A 17,836-nucleotide genomic window follows, 5' to 3' on the forward strand; every position below is an offset into this window, starting at 1 on the left:
AAAATTGAGTTCATCAAAACTACTATTTTTACCACAGTTATGACGCCTTAATTTATTAAAAAAGCGGCTTAGGTTACAAGGTATCAAAGCTTTTTAAAAAGTCTTTATTTTTTATTCTGCCAATAGATTTTTTGTAGATAAAAAGCAAGTTTTTCCCTCTTTTGTTCAAAATCCGATAATTTAATTGAAGAAATTATTTTGAGTTAATTTCAGCTAAATCGAATTAGTATAATTTAAAAAGGATTTTTATTTGAATACCTTTGCCATTGTTCATCCATTTTTCTTCTTTAAAACAAAATTTCAGCATGAAAATTCTTCATACCGCCGATTGGCATATTGGTAAAAAACTGCATAAACACGATCTTTTTGCCGATTTTGATTTGTTTATAGACTGGCTTTGTAAGATTATTCAGGATGAAAATATTGAACTGTTATTGATCTCGGGGGACGTCTTCGATTTAGCGAACCCATCATCAGATGCCCGTAAACAATATTACCAGTCTCTTATAAAATTACAAAAACTGGACTGTAAAATTATCGCCACAGGTGGTAATCACGACTCGCCAGCCATGTTGGATGCCCCCAAAGAAATTTTACGCGAACTCGATATCAGCATTATTGGCGGATTACCTGAAAAACTAGAAGAAAGCATTATCCCCATATTTAATGCAGAACAACAAGTCGAACTGGTAATTGCCGCTATACCTTTTTTAAGGGATGCCGATTTACGTAGTGCCAATGAAGGCATAACCTATGAGGATAGGATTGAAGCAATTAGAAACGGTATTCAACATACGTTTGAAAAAGCAGCCGAAATTTGCCAAAATCAGTTTCCGGGCATTCCGGCTGTGGCCATGGGACATTTATTTGCTGCCGGAATCGAAACTTCAGAGAGCGAAAGGGATATCCAGATTGGGAACCAGGCAGCTTTTAATGCTTCTCAGTTTGGTCAATTTTTCAATTACGTTGCTTTAGGACATATCCATAAACCGCAGCGTGTTTCAGCAGAAGTTCCGGTTTTTTATAGCGGCTCCCCTATTCCCCTTTCTTTTAGCGAACGGAAGGACGATAAAAGAATCCTGGTTCTAGATACGGCAATCTCGTGGGAACCTAAAAGTATAACAGTACCAAACTTTAGGAAATTATTAAAAATTAGTGGTGATCTTAACGAGATTGAATTCAAACTAAATACATTGGAAAATCATGATCACCTGGATTATTTGATTGAAGTTGACCTAATTGAAGAACAATATGACGCACAAAAAATTTACGCCCTTGATGTTTTGATCAACGGATTTAAAAAACCGGGCTATGAAATTGTAAAACAGCGTGCACAATTTAAAAATAAGTTGAAAGGAACGGCCGAATTATATGCGGAATCCCAACAACTGGAAGACCTAAAACCTACTGATGTTTTTGCTGAATTGGTAAGCTCTCACGATTACGAGGAAACCACGAAAAATGAAATCTGGAGCGCTTTCAATGAAATTTTAGAAGAAATTCACCAATCTGAAAATCTTGACCAACAAGCATGAAAATATTAAAAATTGAATTCGAAAATATCAATTCGCTTCGCGGACCGCAGCAAATCGATTTTACCGATAAACCCTTTTCTGCCAGTTCGCTTTTTGCTATTACCGGCCCTACCGGAAGTGGAAAAAGTACGATTTTAGATGTGATTTGCCTGGCGCTTTTTAATCACGTACCACGTCTGGGGAAAATCACGAAAAACGAAATTATTGCCAAAGGCGCGATCCTTACCCGTAATCAAAAAGAAGCTTTTGCCAGGGTAACCTACGATTGCAAGCGTGGCGTGTATGCTTCTAAATGGTCTATTTCCACTAATCGTAATGATAATCTTAGAGATTATGAAATGGAAATTGCAGATTTAGCCTCTGGTAAATTAATCGATCTAAAAAAGTCCGATGTTCCGGCGAAAAACGAAGCCCTGATCGGTTTAAATTATAACCAGTTTATCAAAGCAGTTTTATTGGCCCAGGGTGAATTTGCGCAGTTTTTAAAGGTAAATAAAGCAGAACGAGGCGAACTTCTAGAAAAAATCACCGGTACCGGTATCTATCGCGAACTTGGGAAAAAAGCCTATGAAAAGAATAAGGAAGCCAGTAAAGAAATCTTACAACAACAACAGGAAATCGAAATCATACAAAAATCATTGCTGAATGACGAAGATCATGCTGAAATTTCAAAAGACTACGCTTCACAGCAAGCTGCCTGCGAACCTCTGGAAAAAGAGATTCAGCGATTATCGAAATTTGTTGAATTAAAAGAAGAAATTAAAAATCAGCAGTCCAATATTGCGAAGATTGCTGCTGAAAAAACACAGGCTGAAGAATACCTGAATCAGTTTAACGAGAATAACGGTAAGTCCCTTACCGAACACGAAAATTTACAGGAACACGCCGGCGATTTACGAAATTGGAAACAAGGCAAAGAAAACGAAGCAGAAATCTCTAAAGAAATTACTGAAATAGAAGCCAAGATTGGTGAAAATAAGCAGGCATTTTCAGGATTATTATCTGAAGTTTCCCAATTGTTAAAAACTGAGGTTTCAGCAAACGATTTTGAAGGAAAGCTGAATGAATTTACAGGTAAAATTCAGCAATTGGAAGAAGAACGCAAGGAAAAAGGTCGTGAATACAGCAAATTGATGGATGAGCTTAAGCTGAAAACAGGCGATTTATCGATTAATTTTAGTAAAAATCCAGATGAGAATATTCAGCAACTACAGGCAATTAGTAATTCGGCTGCAAATCGTATCGAAAATTATGAAGCTGAATTATCGAATTTTGATAGCGATGCAGAAGCCTTAAAGCTTCAGCTTAAAGAACAAACTGAAAAAACACGAGCGGCACAAAAAGCGAATTCGAAAATCGATGAAAGCGACAGAGAATTAAAAAAAATCGCTTCAGAAAAAACAACTATTAAAAAGCAAAGTGAAGCACTACCGCAGCAAATCAAAGACTTAGACACCAAAGTTCAGTTTCAGCAAAAAGACCTCGAAAACTTACAGTTACAGCAAAAAAATAAGTTACTAGAGGCGAGATTAGAAGATTTACGTCATAATTTAATTGACAATGAGCCCTGCCCGCTTTGCGGCGCCAAACATCATCCTTTTGCAGATCATGCCCCAGAAAAAGATAATCTTTTAGAAGAAAAAATTACACAACTTCAAAAAGAATTGCAGTTGAATTCATCGCAATTAGCTAAAATTCAGGCGAATTTTGAAAATTTTCAGCAGCGATTAAAAACACTGGAGATTGAGGAGCAGCAATGGAAAGCAACTTCCGAAGAAAAAAGAATAGCGTTTAAAACCCAATTTAAAGATTTTGATCTTGCCACAGATGAGGTTTGGGAAAGTAGCATTGCCAGGTTAAGTGAGCAATTAGAGCTGATTGAAAAATGGGAAAAAGAGCAAAAACAATGGCAAATTGCTAAAAATGCGATTCCGTTACTGGAACAAACCAAAGAAATTATAAAACAGGGTCGGGACATTGCAGGGAAGCTTAAAGCTTTATATGATGGTGACGATATTGTGGAAAAAAATCGCTTATATCATCGCAGTTTTACCACTTTAACTCAGCAGAAAAAGTCGTTGCAGGAACAGCTGGAAAATTTAAAAAGCAGGTTTCAAAAATTAACTTCAGAATTATTGATTTTGGAACAGCAGCTTAGTGTGGTTTTAAAAGAAAAAGGCTACGAAAGTTTGCAGCAGGCACTTAAAAATTTGTTACCAGAAAAAGAGTATTCGCAACTTAGGCAAGAACGCGAAAAACTTCAGGAAAAATTATCGCAATTAAGCACTTCGCACAACTTACTGCAACAACAATTAGAAGAAAAACAAAAGCTGGATATCGAAGAAACCTCAGCAGAATTACAGGATCAGCTTACCCAAAAACGCCAGAAATTAAACGACATAAATGAATCCAGTAAGGCACTCTACAGGCAGTTGGAAAACCAGAAAGAGAATCTAAATCAACTCAATAATATTAGAGCAGGAATTGCAGAAAAAGAGCAAAAAATAAAGCGTTGGCGATTACTAAATGAATTAATTGGCGATGCGACCGGCAGAAAATTTAACGAATTTGCACAGGATCTTACCTTAACCCAACTCATTGCTTTAGCCAATAAACGACTGGCCGATCTTAGTGATCGCTATGTAATCGACAAACCGATGGACGAAGAAGATGACGGATTAGTAGCAATCGATGAGCACATGGGAGGGCAACGACGATCTGTTAAAACACTTTCTGGCGGAGAGACCTTTATCTTAAGTTTATCGATGGCCCTGGCTTTATCTGATCTTGCATCTAAAAATGTAGAAATCAACAGCCTGTTTATAGACGAGGGCTTTGGCACTCTGGATCCTGAAACTTTAGATCAGACTCTGGACACTTTAGAAAAATTACAGGCAGAATCGTCGAAAACCATCGGTATCATTAGTCATGTGGATTCTTTAAAGGAGCGAATAGCAACACAGGTGATACTTAGCAGAAACGGACAGGGCTATAGCAGTATAAGCATAAAAGGCTAAAATTAAAAATTCATCACTAAAAAAGGTTTTTAATTATTAATTTAACATTACAAAATGTCTTAATTAAGCATTTATTAATATATTTAGTTAACTTATATTAGTTATAATTAAAACCTTACAGCAATGAAAGCAAGAACAACTACTCTACTAAGTTTTTGTTTTTCTGTTTGGTTACTGACTTTCCTAATGGTGAGTCCGGTTACGGCGAAAAGCCTTCCAGCAGAAAATATTGGAGATCCTTACCAGTCTTTTAAAGGCCGGGTAATAAACTCGGTGACCGAAAAGCCAATCCAATCGGCACATATAAATGTAAAAGGAACAACGATTTCTACCATATCGAATGTAGATGGTGAATTTTCTTTAAAACTACCGGCAGATATGGAAGATGCGTTGATAAGTATATCAGCACTTGGTTATCAAACCAAAGAACTTCAGCTGGATTATTTTAAAAGGGAAAATGTAATTATTACGATGCAGGAAAGCGTACAGGAACTAGCCGAAGTAAATATTTATACCAAAGGTGACGCAACAGATCTGGTAAGAAAAATGATGCATAATCGTGATGAAAATTATGTGAGCGATGAAGCTTTAATGACTGCTTTTTATCGGGAAACCATAAAAAAAGGAAACCGTAACATTTCTTTATCTGAAGCGGTGACCGAGCTTCACAAGCAACCCTATCTTTCTAATAAAGACGACGATATTGCAATTTTAAAAGCCAGAAAGAGCACCGATTATAAGCGTCTTGATACAGTTGCCTTAAAATTAAGGGGCGGACCTTTTAATACCCTGTATATCGATGTGATGAAATATCCTCAATTTTTATTTGATATGGATAAATTAAACCTGTATAGCTTTAAATATGCTGAGCCTACAAAAATTGGCGAGCGATCATTGTATGTAGTCGATTTTCAAGAAATAGAACGTGAGAAACCCTGGTATTATGGCAAATTATTTATCGACAGCAAAAGTTACACGTTGGTTAAAGCTGTTTATAGTTTAAATACAGATAACCGCCAGGTGGCCAGTAGAATGTTTACCAGTAAAAAACCTAATGGGGTAAAAGTATATCCCGATAATGTACAATATCAAGTAGACTATCGAGAAAACAATGGAAAATGGTTTTATGGCTACGGAAAAGCAGACCTCGAGTTTGTGGTAAACTGGAAGCATAAGATCTTTAATTCCCGTTACAAAATACATAGCGAAATGGCAATTACTGAATGGGAAGTTGCCAATATTATTGTACCTCATCATGAAGAATTTATAAAACCTGCTATCGTTATGGTAGACGATATTGATGGCTTTGCTGATGTCGACTTTTGGGGAAGCAATAATATTATTGAACCAGACAAAAGTATTCAAAACGCTATTGAAAAAATTCAGAAAAAAATAGCAGATTAAAAATATAGCTCTTTTGGGAAATGACCAAAAGACTAACGAGGGTTTAAGTGTTTGGGTTGAAACACCGGGATAGGGCTTTGTTCTTTTAAAGTTCTATGCCGGTATTTTTTTTAAATTAAATGCTTCTTGGAGTTAGTGCAAGATGGTTTGCTATTTTATTCATTGGGGATTACATAATAATAGATGGCCAGAAAATGGCAAAAAGTACCAAATAATACAAATACATGAAAAATGGCATGGTTGTATTTTAGCCTGTCAATACTAAAAATAACCGCTCCTATGGTATAAGAAATTCCGCCGGTAAAAAGCCATATTAAGCCGTCTTGAGATAAATTATCAATCAATGGTTTTACTGCAAAAACAATAATCCATCCCATTGCCACGTACATGATAGTACTTAAGGTTTCAAACCTGCCGGTAAAAAACAATTTTAAAATCACACCTATAATCGCTAAAGCCCAAACAACACCGAATATTATCCAGCCTACGCTTCCCTGTAAGGTAACCAGAGAAAACGGAGTATACGTACCAGCGATAAGAATATAAATTGAGGCATGATCCAGAATATTTAATCGGTACCGCAATTTACGCTCCCTTACGCTATGATAAAGTGTAGAGGCTGCATAAAGAAGGATAATACTGCTACCAAAAATCCAGTAACTTACTTTTAGCGCCATAAGGCTTAACTGACCCGCTTTGACAATTAGTAGTATTAAGCCAATTACACTTAAGAATAAGCCTATTGCATGTGAGATCACATTAAGACGTTCTTCAGATTTGGTATAATATTTTATCCTATCGCGATCTCTCATTATATTGGATAATAGGCACATTGCCTCGCTTAAAATTAAGCTGTAAATTTATATATTGATCTGGATAACTGTTCGATTTTCCTTTCCAAAAATAGGTAATTATATAAATAAACTCTCCAAAAAAAGCTTGTAAATATAGCATGAAATTTAATTGCTTATCCATCTATTTAAGCGCTCACTTTATAATCTTTTATATAAGACGATAAAAATACTCTTCGATTATACCGTTCGACTTCAACCTGGTTTCTTATTTTCTCAAAGGGATTTTATTATTAAATTACTTAGGAAAAACTACAAGATAGGTATTAAAAATTATTTGGTTGTTTAAAGGCATACAGATAACTATAGTTATAGAAACGGGAACGTAAATTTAATTTCGATTACTGAGAGAGAACGGATCATCAAAAAGTTTAATCTTCAATTAATCATTAGCCGTCTCATTTAAAACTTAAATAACATTTAATCGTACTGGGCAGGTAATTTTGTCAAAAAAACAAATGAGCTTACCAGAACAAACCAAAACTTTATTGGAAACTTTAAGTTTCCCAGTATCCTACGATAAAAAAGGGCAGAGTATAAAAGATGCAAACGGACTTTTCGTTTGTGATGTAAGAGGCTGGAGTAAAATACAATTTATGGACAAAGCTGAAGAAAGACATAATGCTATAGGTTTTGTGATTGCCGATTTATTGAATAGTTTACGAAAATAAAAGCTTTAAGGCAGCCCTAAAGTAGCAAGCAAAAAAGAAAAAAGCCCGACTTTCGCCGGGCTTCTTATCACTCTAAAATTTTAAAGTCTACTATTCTTCAGTAGCATTTGCTCCAATATTGCCTTGTGCTGCAAGAGTCGCAAGATTATCGGCGCTGGCATGAACATTAATGTAACCATCGTACGCAATTAAATCTTCGTAAGAAACGGCTGTTCCTTCTTCATCATCAGTACCGTCTGTCATAGCCACGTTGGTGAAGCTCATTCCACTTGCTCCATCCACAGATGTTAAGGTAATGGCAATATCCCCAGGGGCATCCTCAACAGATCCCATGTGAATATGTGCTGGATGAGAATTACCTTCAGTAGTACCTTCTAAGTCTAATTCTACCAGCGTTTCTCCATTTTCTCTTTCGTAAAAAGTAGCAGTACCACTTACACCTTCTACATCAACTTCAGCAAGATCATAAGATACTGACTCACCGGTTAATGCATTTCCACCGATATCGGTTTGTGCAACAAGTGTTTCTAAATCATCTGCGCTAGCATGCACGTTAATGTATCCGTCAAAATCCATTAAATCTTCAAAACTAATTTCAGTCTCTTTATCATCTAACATTTCAACAGTAGTTTCGCTTATACCGGTATCGCCATCTACTGGCTCTAAACTTAAAGCGATTTCTCCACCCTCTGCGGCCGAGTTAAAATGAATATGCGCAGGATGCATAACTCCTTCGCTAGTTCCATCAAGATCTAAAGTGATGGTAACAGATCCATCTTCGTTTTCATCAAAAGTTGCAGTTCCAGATACCCCAGATTCTCCTACTTCTGTTAGATCATAAGATTTTGATTGCCCCTCAAAAGGCGGATCTACATTTGCATCATCATCGTCGCTACATGATACAAGGCCTAAAAAGGCAAACAATAAAACACCAAATTTCTTCATTTTAATTTTCAATTTTTAGATTAACAAATTGGTTTTTGGTTTCGTAGTATAGATGGATAACGGGCAAATGAGTTGCGTAATTTTATTGTTAAAAACGAGAATAAAACCTAACAAACTGAGGTTCAAATCTTAATTTTAAAACTTTAACTTAAGTTTAAGTTTTATTATAAATAGGCGATGAAATTCATATTTTTACCGATAAAATGAATTTTGAGGCCTAAAAAATTTAAAACCAATAGTTTAAATTTTATTCCTACAGAATCGCGAACATTGAGTTCTATTTTCAAAAAATTGGAATACTCTTTAGTTTCATCTTTTAAACTTTTCTTTTTCAAAAATTGAAAATTGTACCTCTTTACATGGTGTTTTTCCTTTATTAACATAGCTTTAAAAGCTTTTTTCTTTTTAATGTTATCTTAGAAGAAAAGATTTTTAATACCTGGAATATGAAAAAACCACTTATCAAAACTTTAGTATGTATAGGGTTACTTATTGGTTCTCATCATTTTATAAACGCACAGGAACAGGAAAGTTTTCAGAAACTGGTAAAATTACCTGTAAGGGAAGCTGCTTACGATAGTTATTTAGCTTTAATGCGTATTAATATTGAACAATCCAGAAAAGAAGATGGCAATATCTCTTTTACATTATTTGGTAAAGATGGTGATTATACGGTATACCTTCTCGAACGTTTTAAAAATAAAGCGGCCTGGGAAGAGCATAAAAAAAGCGTATATGCCAGGTCTACAGATGCCATTTCGCCTGCAGCAACCATGCATTTATCAGAAGAAACCATACTTAAGGAAATTCCTGAAATTCCTGCTGCGGATACTGAAATCGTTATTCCTGAGGAAAACACGAAAAATATTATAACCTGGTTTACAGTACAACCTACTGCCACAACCGCATTTATTGAAGCCATGAGCAAAGCCATCCCAAAAGCACGAGAGACGGAAGAAAATTTAGGATACAATATTTATCAGAATGCTGAAGATCCCAATAAATTTATCGTAATTGAACGATGGAGAAATCCTGAAGTTTATCAAAACTATTTACAAAGTGAGTATAGTAAAAAACTCAATCAAGACGTAGAAGGCTTACTTACCAAAGAGGCTAAATTAAAAAGGGAGGTTTTAAAAAATATTTCAGAATAATATTCTTAGTAACTAATAACAAAATTACGCTTTTAATACTATGGATCTTCTAGAGCTTTGGTTATGCCTAGGCATTACTTTTATAGAAAAACTCATAAAAAACTAAAAATTGAAAGATAAAAATTAACACTTACGACTGTAATTTTTACGGAAAACCGTATAGAATTATCAAGCCACACTACTAAATTTGCAATAGGAATGCTGACGGGGACGTTTATCGAGTAGGGCGATAAACAAGAGCTGTCGGCATTTTCTTCTTTAATTTAGATCATAAAAGACAATCAATTATCAAACTATGTCATCTATACAATGTCCTGCCTGTAAAAAGCCTCAGGAAGCAAATCTTTCAAATTGTAAAAATTGCATGTTCCCTTTTACAGGCAGCGAGCAGGAAAAATCTAAACATATTGGACTATTTATCAATAAAAAAAGTATCGTGCATGATGCCGAAAATGCTATAACCCGTAGTCGGAAAATCTTATTTCTTATTGCTGCTTATAATTTTTTGTTTATCACTGTTCCTTTTATTTCTCCAGATATGGAAATCGATATTTTTGCGATTTCCATAAATGTGATTCTTGCTTTAGGCTTTATCATGTGCGCATTATTACTAAAAAGAAGTCCTATGTTCTTTACTATTTTTCCGCTATGCGCTATTCTAGGATTATATGCCGCCAATTTTCTATATGATCCAGATCTGGCAATGCGTGGCATTATTTTTAAACTTGTTATCATTGGGAGTTTAATTTATAGTATCTACCTGCTTCAGGAAGCCAAAAAGTTTAATAATAAATTTGCGGCTTAAGCCCTATTAAATGCATCTGGTTTTATGCCATTAGTACGGAGGTCTTATCTTTGCCAAAAACTTAGTTTTGATCAGATTTTTTAGAGTAATTGCCTTCTTTTTGTTTATTGGATGTCACCTGGCTTTTCTATTATCCATATTATTTGAAAAAATAAACAATGTATGGCTCATAGCAGGGATCATGATATCTACCGCGTTAATCACCTATGCGTACTATCATAAAAACACACAGGAAGAAGCACATTTTTTAGATGATCTTCAAGATATTATTTATGTGAGCCTGGGTGCCTTACTTACCTATTTTATAAGCGTAGATCTTAAATTTGGTGCTGTAATCGCCGCTGGTTTTACCGGTACACTGGCTTCCTACTTACCTGCTATATTTAAAAAAGCGGCATGGATTAAAAGAGTACCCGTTCCTGCTTATTGTGGTGCTTTTGTGGGAATGACGGCGCCTGCGGTATCTTCTGGTTATACTTTTATAATTTTTAGTGCATTTTTAACGGGCGCATTATTCATTACTGCAAAAAATGTATTTAACGGTTTTGGTGGAAAGTTAGGGACTATCGCCTTTGGCGGTGTGGCCTTATCTTCACTGATCGTATATCTTTTATTGTAATGGAAGCAAGTATTCTAACTTTTACCGGGATTATGGGCGCCTTACTCACCTGGTTTATTAATAACCATAAAGCTAAAGGAGCGGTTAGGGCCTCTGCCCTGCCCTCGTTACTGGTGGGATTGTTTTTTTATTGCTTTCCACATGTGCTTCCGGCATATCTTAGCAGGCAAATTCCGTTAGTATTTATTGGATCTTCTTTTGTAGGAATGGTATCTATCAACATTATTTCCAAATGGATCTATGTGGCGATTTCAGGATTGATTTTTAGCCTTATTTACTTAAATACAGGTGAATTCTTTAAGGGTTTTGGCGGTGCTTTGGGAACTACCGCATGTATCGCAGTATTAGTGGCCATTGGTCTTGCCAAATTAATTGAACACGGTGGTGTTAAAAAGAAAAATAATTTGGAATCAACTAGGCCGGGGCAAGACTCTGATATACTAAATAAAAAATTGAGCTTATTTAAAAGCAAAGCAAAGAGCATTGCATTTGGATTATCCGCTAAACCCAAAAAAATCTTAAGCTACCTGTGGCCCATCACCAAAAAAGTAGATTCGGATTTCAGTGGAAAACTGGAAATTACATGGATAGACGGCAAAAAAGTATTAGATACCAAAAACGCAAACTATTCGTACGGCACGCTTCAACATGTACTGGAAAACGGACTGAAGCGTATTGATTTTTCCCAAATCGATTCTGTTTTAATTTTAGGTCTTGGCGGCGGGAGCGTTGTAAAATCACTTCAGGAAAAATTTAATTTCTACGGCAGCATACAAGCGGTAGAAATCGATCAAAAGATCATTGATATAGCCAAAACCGAATTTGATCTTTCAGCTATAAAAAATTTAAAAATCCATCAGGAAGATGCTTTCCATTTCGTTGAACATAGTAAGCAACAGTACGATCTTATCATTATAGATTTATTTATTGATACAGAAATACCTAGTATTTTTCTTTCTGAAAAATTTTGTTTACAGCTCAGCAACATTTGCCAAAATAGCCTCTTATTTAATTTAGGTTTTCGTAGCGATGCCGCGGATAGAACAAAAAAAGTTACTGACTTTTTTGAAAACAACCCGAATTTCGAAGTCTTCAATCTTCAAAAAGTAGAAGGCATTAATCGTTTATTGATCGCTTTTCAACGCACAGTCAAGCCTTTTAAATACTAAGGTTTCCTGTAACATTTTCGGTTAAATTGCTACTTATCATTAAAAAGAAGCTCTTTTTTCTAAAAATTTTAATCTATGCCATTTCCAAAAGAGGAAGAATTTCAAAAACAACAATTATTACTCTCGAAATTATATAAATTACAGTCCCAATATAGAGAAGCTAATTCACGATTAAAAAGTAAAGAAGAGCGTAGTGTCCAATTAAAACAAGTATTGGAAAAAGAATATCACGATGTAGAACAACTCGATAAGCTCAACCTTACTGCTCTTTTTTATAGCATTTTAGCGAATAAAGACAAGAAACAGGAAAAAGAACGGCAGGAATACCTAAAAGCAAAACTACAGTACGAAGAAGCGATCAAAGAAATTAAATTGATTAAAAGGACTGTTGAACAACTTCGCATTCAAATTAACCTGCTAAAAAATTCCGAAGAAAAATACCAGCTCTTACTCCGGGAAAAAGAAGAATTTCTGCTTTCATTGGAAGATGAGAGTTCCAAAAACTTACAAGATGTAATCGATGATATTAACGCTGCAGCCTTACACATCCAGGAAATTGAAGAAGTCTTGCAAGAAGCCGAGCCTGCACTGCATTATTTAAATGAAACCTTTAATCAACTACAATCGGCGGAAAGCTGGGGAACTTTTGATATGATTGGTGGCGGTTTACTCGTGACCTCTATAAAACATGGGAAGATCGATGAGGCGAGATTAGGTATTTCTAAAGCGCAATTTTATCTTGATAACCTTTCCCGCGAATTACGGGATGTTGTCCTACCCACGCAACTTAATGAAAGTATTGATATTGGTGATTTCAACAGCTTTGGTGATTATATTTTTGACGGACTTATTTTCGATTTTATCGTTCAGGAAAAAATTTCAAAATCCAGATCCCATGTTCAAAGCGTTTATCTACAGGTTTCAACAATCGAACATATGCTAAAAAACCAGTTACAGGAGTTACAAAATGCCATTAAAGCCAAGATGCAACAAAAATTGCAGTTGCTTAAAAATTAGATTAAATTTATAGTATAACATTAGTTTTTATGATACCTATAGAACCCATTTCCATATCACCGGATAAAAAAAAACAAAATAACCTAATTATCATAGGATTGTTTTTTGTTATTACTTCGATTCTTATTTTTATCAATGCCGATCTTTATGCAAAAGCGGCAAATTCTTTAGTTCCCACGTTTGTTCGCGCTGCGACTATTTTTAGCTTGCTATTTTTCGGTGGAATTACCGGCTATTTATTTTCTCTGCGGAATAGAAAACAAGCCGCACTTACTATAAATCGTAAAGGAATTGTGGATCACACCAATGCAAGCAGTGTTGGATTGATAATGTGGGATGATATTACCGCTATTGAATCCAAAACCGTACTTTCTAGTAAGTCTTTATTGATTTATGTAAAACGACCAGAGAAATATCTGGAAAATACCAGGATCTGGAAAAAGATCATTTTAAAACTGAATGACCGTATTTGCAAAACCCCTTTTAGTATTAGCCTAAACCATCTTGAGTTTGATGCTGGAACTACTACCGCTTTAGTAAAAGAAAATTACCGAAAATTTAAGTATATCAAATAATTGATTTATTTTTCCAGAATATTACTATTTCTCTCTAATGGAATTAAAAAGCATACATCCCAGGTCTGATATTGGGCAAAATAAAAAGGCTTATAGGAGTTTTTCTCAATTTATGGGATTTCTTGAGGTACTAAAGCAGCAGGATCTTACCGAGATAGTAATTGAAAAATTAAATATTGAAATTGACAAAATTAACGCCGCATCGCTTAAAAAACTCAATTCTCAAATTAGGAAAAGTCAATTTAAAATGATTCAGGTTCTTGAAAAAGAGCAAAAATTAGTTCCTAAAAATTACTATAGAAAGATCTGGCTAATACTGGGCATGTCGGCTTTTGGACTTCCTTTAGGGGTTGTTTTCGGTTTTGCTTTAGATAATATGGCCTTTTTAGGAATTGGACTTCCCATAGGCATGGTCATCGGAATGGCCTTTGGCGCACAAATGGATAAAAAAGCTGAAAAAGAGGGGCGACAGATCAATATGGAAATGTAATTTTCCAATTGCACATTATTCTTTGCTTTAGCGCGTATAGATTATAAAACTAATCATTTTGCTTAGGAGTGAATAGTCAGAGATATATTGCTCTAATCCTTTGATTATGGGAATAAATGAAAAATCCATGATGATAAAAAAGCTTCAGGTAAAAAACCGTCTATAGAAGAGCATTCTTTTTATCGGCATGGTTAGCTTGAATATTTGTAACAACATGAAAAACAGCATCCTGTGCCATATCACAAAGATCATTCAGTTTACTGCCTTTTCTCGGGAAGATCAACTGAAGATTTGATTTACAAGAGAGCTAATCAAATTCAGATACAACATAACAGGCACTTTCAATGTGGGACTATTTTTAAAACTTACAATGAATTAATTACACAATACCAAAAGGAGTGAATACTGATTTAGAACTCTTCCGGCTACTTTTATTTAGTTCAACAACGAATTAAGCTAGCTTCCAAACATTTTATCCTAAATTCGATATATAATTTTCATCGTATGGAAAACCTGATTTAGCCCTATATGATCTTTAGAAATTAGTACAAGCTTTTTACTTTTTCTCTATTGGTCTTTTTAAGCTTAGAGGCGACAAAGTTGCACAAAAAGTAGATTGATATATTAATTTTATTATTGGATCGCTTCACCTTTACCCATCGCACTGGCTTATAATTTATAAAGACTAATCTATAGCAAATCAACCGGAATACGGAAATCAATATAAATTTTTTTTGGAATCCTAATTTCAACTATTTTTAAGATATCATCAGGTAGTTTTGAGACAAACTACCCTTAACAATTATTAAGAGCATAAAATGAAAAAGAGTATTGTTTTACCCTTACTACTTATGATAGCAACAATTGCTTCTTCTCAAAATTTAAAAACTATGAACTGGCTTAATGAACCAGCTTCGTGGCAAGTATCAGAGGATAAATTAGAAATGTTTGTGACCCCCCAATCGGACTATTGGCGTGAAACGCACTATGGTTTTACAGTCGATGATGGACCATTTTATTACACAACAAGAGGTGGAGAGTTTGAGGCAAACCTAAAAATAACAGGAGAGTATACAACTCGCTTTGACCAAATGGGTATGATGCTAAGAGTTGACGAAGAACATTGGATAAAGACGGGAATTGAATATGTTGACGGCCAATATAACTTCAGCACCGTCGTTACCGATACTAAAAGTAGTTGGAGTGTCATTCAGTTGTCAGAACAACCAGCTTCGGTATGGATTAAAGTTATCCGGCGATTAGATGCTGTTGAAATATTCTATTCCCTCGATGGAAAAAATTATACGATGAGTAACCTGAGCTACCTAAAAAATAATGTTCCTGTTAAGGTTGGTATGATGGCCGCAAGCCCGGATGGAGAGGGATTCAAAGCTATATTTGAAGATTTTAGTATAAAGCATTTGCCCGACATGAAAAGATTAGAATGGTTAGAAAGAAATAAAGAATAAAACTTACCAAAAAAGGCAATCATCAAAGCTTAAAGCGCATCGATCTTTATGAATAACCGAAAGGTTATAGGTTATTTTTCATAACAATATAAGCATCCACCCTAAAACTAAATGCCGAGAATTCTATTAAGAACTGAAATTAAAGCTAATAGGGAAATAGTTTTCGACCTTTCTCGTAGCATTTATCTGCATAGAATATCGACTCAACACACTAATGAAACTGCAATTGCAGGCAAGCGAAACTGATTAATCAGACTGAAGGAAAGCGTCACGTGGCGAGCAAAACATTTTGGAGTGTACCAAAAACTAACTTCTAAAATAACCGAATTTGAACGACCAAATTACTTTGCTGACCAAATGGTGGAGGGAGCATTTTCGGAAGATAAACACGAACATCATTTTGCAAATTTCAATGGTGGAACCTTGATGACTGATTTTTTTGACTATAAATCACCACTCTGTTTTTTAGGCCATTTAGCCGATAATTTTACAAACATTTATCAGAACCAATAAAACTCGTTGTACCTACAAAATTTGTAGACTTGACCGAAAGAGCGAATAATGCATTTGAAAGTGAAAGTGAAAAAATCTTCAATCATCCAAATGATTATCTTAAAGTGTTTAGTACTTATAATTAGAACCCATTAAACAAATTTGACACAGATTTTTATGAGCTTTATAAAACATAAAAATTAAAAAGGAATTTACAAATCATTAAAATTTTGTATTCTTTGTGGTTTTTGAGAATATTACGGTACAATTAAACGGTAACAGAAAAATCGCAATATAGACTACTTATCATTAGATATTTTTGTACTTAGAATTTTAAAAATTTATGAAAACTACACTACGATTCATTCTTAAAATTTTCAAATGGATTGGTAAAATTTTGGCCGGTTTTATTCTTCTTCTATTAATATGCGGTTTATGCTTTCGATTATTTGGTTCAAAACCAGTCCCACCGGGAGAGTTAGTTGACATTAATGGAACTAAACTGCATATAAGAGCGGAAGGCCAAAAAAATGATTTACCAAGTCTTATTCTTGAAGCAGGTGCAGGCAGTAATACCGATATGTTGCATTGGATTGCGGAAGGATTAAATAAAAATATGAGAGTCATTCGTTATGATCGAGAAGGAAAATGGTTTAGTGAATCAAGTAAAGACAGTATTACTCCAGAATTTTATGCCAAGCAATTGCATCGATTACTTGAAAAAAGTGGCGAAAAACCACCCTATATATTAGCAGGTCATTCTATGGGTGGTCCTTATAATCTAATATTCCAAGACCTGTATCCTAATGAAGTAAAGGGAATGGTTTTCTTGGATTCGAGTCACCCTGAACAATGGAAGCGATTGGCGCAGAACGAGTTGTGTAGTGATAGTCAAGTAATCATTGTAAAAACCATGGCTATACTTACGGATATGGGAATTGTTGGAGCTTTTAATACATTATTTAAATCGGAACCTAATAATGATGGTTTACCAAAGGAACTCCATACACGTTCGCATAATCTTACGGCGTATTCCGGGAAAGTATTCCATAGGTATATCAAAGAAAATAATATTAATAATATGATTCTTAAGAGAGCTGGTCAAACCAAAAGTTTAGATTCTTTACCGATATTGGTTTTTACTGCAACTGAACAATATGAGGAATCTCAAAAGGAAAAATATAGAAACCAAGGCATAGACCCAGATAAACAAATTGAATTATGGTTCAAAATGCAAAAAGAATTGAAAGAACTTTCCAAAAATGGGAAACAATTTATTATTAATGCTAATCACGGTTCCATAATTACCAAGAAGAAAAATGCAGACATGATCAATAAACAAATACTCCTAATGGCTGAAACAATTAAGTAAAAAGTTCAAAAAACTACGTAACAATAAAAACTAAGATAGTATATAAAATCTTAAAATAGAAATTCGCTTGAATTTAAATCGCTCTCTCCATCAAGGTAATATTTTTATAATAAACCATTTATAAATTTTTAGCAAATTATTTATTTGTAATCATTAAAATATAGTGCTGTTACGATTGCGATTAACGATCAAATTCAGCCTAATGCTCCTGATTCTTCCCAGACATTCCTATAACTTAGAAATCTGATAAA

At 34.7% G+C, this 17,836-nt stretch carries 16 protein-coding genes; 14 read left to right on the forward strand and 2 right to left on the reverse strand.

Features of this window, described 5'->3' with window-relative positions:
- Positions 1-305: 305 nt before the first annotated feature.
- The 3 genes from sbcD (at position 306) to ZPR_RS13655 (ending at position 5,956) form a co-directional block, all read left to right on the forward strand.
- On the forward strand, positions 306-1,535 hold the full coding sequence (gene sbcD / locus ZPR_RS13645; protein WP_041578937.1) for an exonuclease SbcCD subunit D C-terminal domain-containing protein: 1,230 nt from the start codon (positions 306-308) through the stop codon (positions 1,533-1,535).
- Positions 1,532-4,552, forward strand: a complete 3,021-nt coding sequence (locus ZPR_RS13650; protein WP_013072295.1) for an SbcC/MukB-like Walker B domain-containing protein — start codon at positions 1,532-1,534, stop codon at positions 4,550-4,552. The genes sbcD and ZPR_RS13650 overlap by 4 nt, the downstream gene beginning before the upstream one ends.
- A gap of 123 nt (positions 4,553-4,675) precedes the next feature.
- Positions 4,676-5,956: a carboxypeptidase-like regulatory domain-containing protein gene (locus tag ZPR_RS13655; RefSeq protein WP_041578938.1), complete on the forward strand. Its 1,281-nt coding sequence runs from the start codon at positions 4,676-4,678 to the stop codon at positions 5,954-5,956.
- 155 nt (positions 5,957-6,111) lie between these two features.
- Here the strand turns inward: ZPR_RS13655 and trhA are convergent, their stop codons facing one another.
- The gene (gene trhA, locus ZPR_RS13660) at positions 6,112-6,768 is read right to left on the reverse strand and encodes a PAQR family membrane homeostasis protein TrhA (RefSeq protein WP_013072297.1); all 657 of its coding nucleotides are present in this window, start codon (positions 6,766-6,768) and stop codon (positions 6,112-6,114) included.
- 497 nt (positions 6,769-7,265) lie between these two features.
- On the opposite strand from trhA, the gene ZPR_RS13670 reads away from it, so the two are divergent.
- A complete protein-coding gene (locus ZPR_RS13670) occupies positions 7,266-7,478 on the forward strand; it encodes a hypothetical protein (protein WP_013072298.1) in 213 nt (70 codons plus the stop codon).
- Between the two features lie 90 nt (positions 7,479-7,568).
- On the opposite strand, the gene ZPR_RS13675 is transcribed toward ZPR_RS13670, so the two are convergent.
- Positions 7,569-8,423 carry a CHRD domain-containing protein gene (locus ZPR_RS13675; RefSeq protein WP_041578940.1) on the reverse strand — a complete coding sequence of 285 codons (855 nt, stop codon included), beginning with the start codon at positions 8,421-8,423 and terminating at the stop codon, positions 7,569-7,571.
- Positions 8,424-8,869: 446 nt separating this feature from the next.
- On the opposite strand from ZPR_RS13675, the gene ZPR_RS13685 reads away from it, so the two are divergent.
- From ZPR_RS13685 to ZPR_RS13730, 10 genes are all read left to right on the forward strand, one after another.
- The gene (locus ZPR_RS13685) at positions 8,870-9,577 is read left to right on the forward strand and encodes a putative quinol monooxygenase (RefSeq protein WP_013072301.1); all 708 of its coding nucleotides are present in this window, start codon (positions 8,870-8,872) and stop codon (positions 9,575-9,577) included.
- Positions 9,578-9,872: 295 nt separating this feature from the next.
- Complete coding sequence (locus ZPR_RS13690; protein ID WP_013072302.1) at positions 9,873-10,382, forward strand: hypothetical protein; 510 nt, start codon at positions 9,873-9,875, stop codon at positions 10,380-10,382.
- 67 nt (positions 10,383-10,449) lie between these two features.
- Positions 10,450-11,001 (forward strand): hypothetical protein, encoded by a 552-nt coding sequence (locus tag ZPR_RS13695; RefSeq protein ID WP_013072303.1) that lies wholly within the window; start codon positions 10,450-10,452, stop codon positions 10,999-11,001.
- The gene (locus ZPR_RS23430) at positions 11,001-12,170 is read left to right on the forward strand and encodes a spermidine synthase (RefSeq protein ID WP_013072304.1); all 1,170 of its coding nucleotides are present in this window, start codon (positions 11,001-11,003) and stop codon (positions 12,168-12,170) included. Before ZPR_RS13695 ends, ZPR_RS23430 begins: the two co-directional genes overlap by 1 nt.
- 75 nt (positions 12,171-12,245) lie before the next feature.
- Positions 12,246-13,187, forward strand: coding sequence for a hypothetical protein (locus ZPR_RS13705; protein WP_013072305.1), 942 nt, complete (start codon positions 12,246-12,248; stop codon positions 13,185-13,187).
- A 29-nt stretch (positions 13,188-13,216) separates the two neighbouring features.
- Positions 13,217-13,762, forward strand: a complete 546-nt coding sequence (locus ZPR_RS22590; RefSeq protein WP_013072306.1) for an STM3941 family protein — start codon at positions 13,217-13,219, stop codon at positions 13,760-13,762.
- Between the two features lie 37 nt (positions 13,763-13,799).
- Positions 13,800-14,252, forward strand: a complete 453-nt coding sequence (locus tag ZPR_RS13715; protein ID WP_013072307.1) for a hypothetical protein — start codon at positions 13,800-13,802, stop codon at positions 14,250-14,252.
- An 818-nt stretch (positions 14,253-15,070) separates the two neighbouring features.
- Positions 15,071-15,721, forward strand: coding sequence for a DUF1349 domain-containing protein (locus ZPR_RS13720; RefSeq protein ID WP_013072309.1), 651 nt, complete (start codon positions 15,071-15,073; stop codon positions 15,719-15,721).
- Between the two features lie 294 nt (positions 15,722-16,015).
- The gene (locus ZPR_RS13725) at positions 16,016-16,234 is read left to right on the forward strand and encodes an SRPBCC family protein (RefSeq protein ID WP_013072310.1); all 219 of its coding nucleotides are present in this window, start codon (positions 16,016-16,018) and stop codon (positions 16,232-16,234) included.
- Between the two features lie 322 nt (positions 16,235-16,556).
- Positions 16,557-17,585: an alpha/beta fold hydrolase gene (locus ZPR_RS13730; RefSeq protein WP_013072311.1), complete on the forward strand. Its 1,029-nt coding sequence runs from the start codon at positions 16,557-16,559 to the stop codon at positions 17,583-17,585.
- Positions 17,586-17,836: the final 251 nt, after the last annotated feature.

Origin of the sequence: Zunongwangia profunda SM-A87 (assembly GCF_000023465.1) — a bacterium.
GTDB lineage: Bacteria > Bacteroidota > Bacteroidia > Flavobacteriales > Flavobacteriaceae > Zunongwangia > Zunongwangia profunda.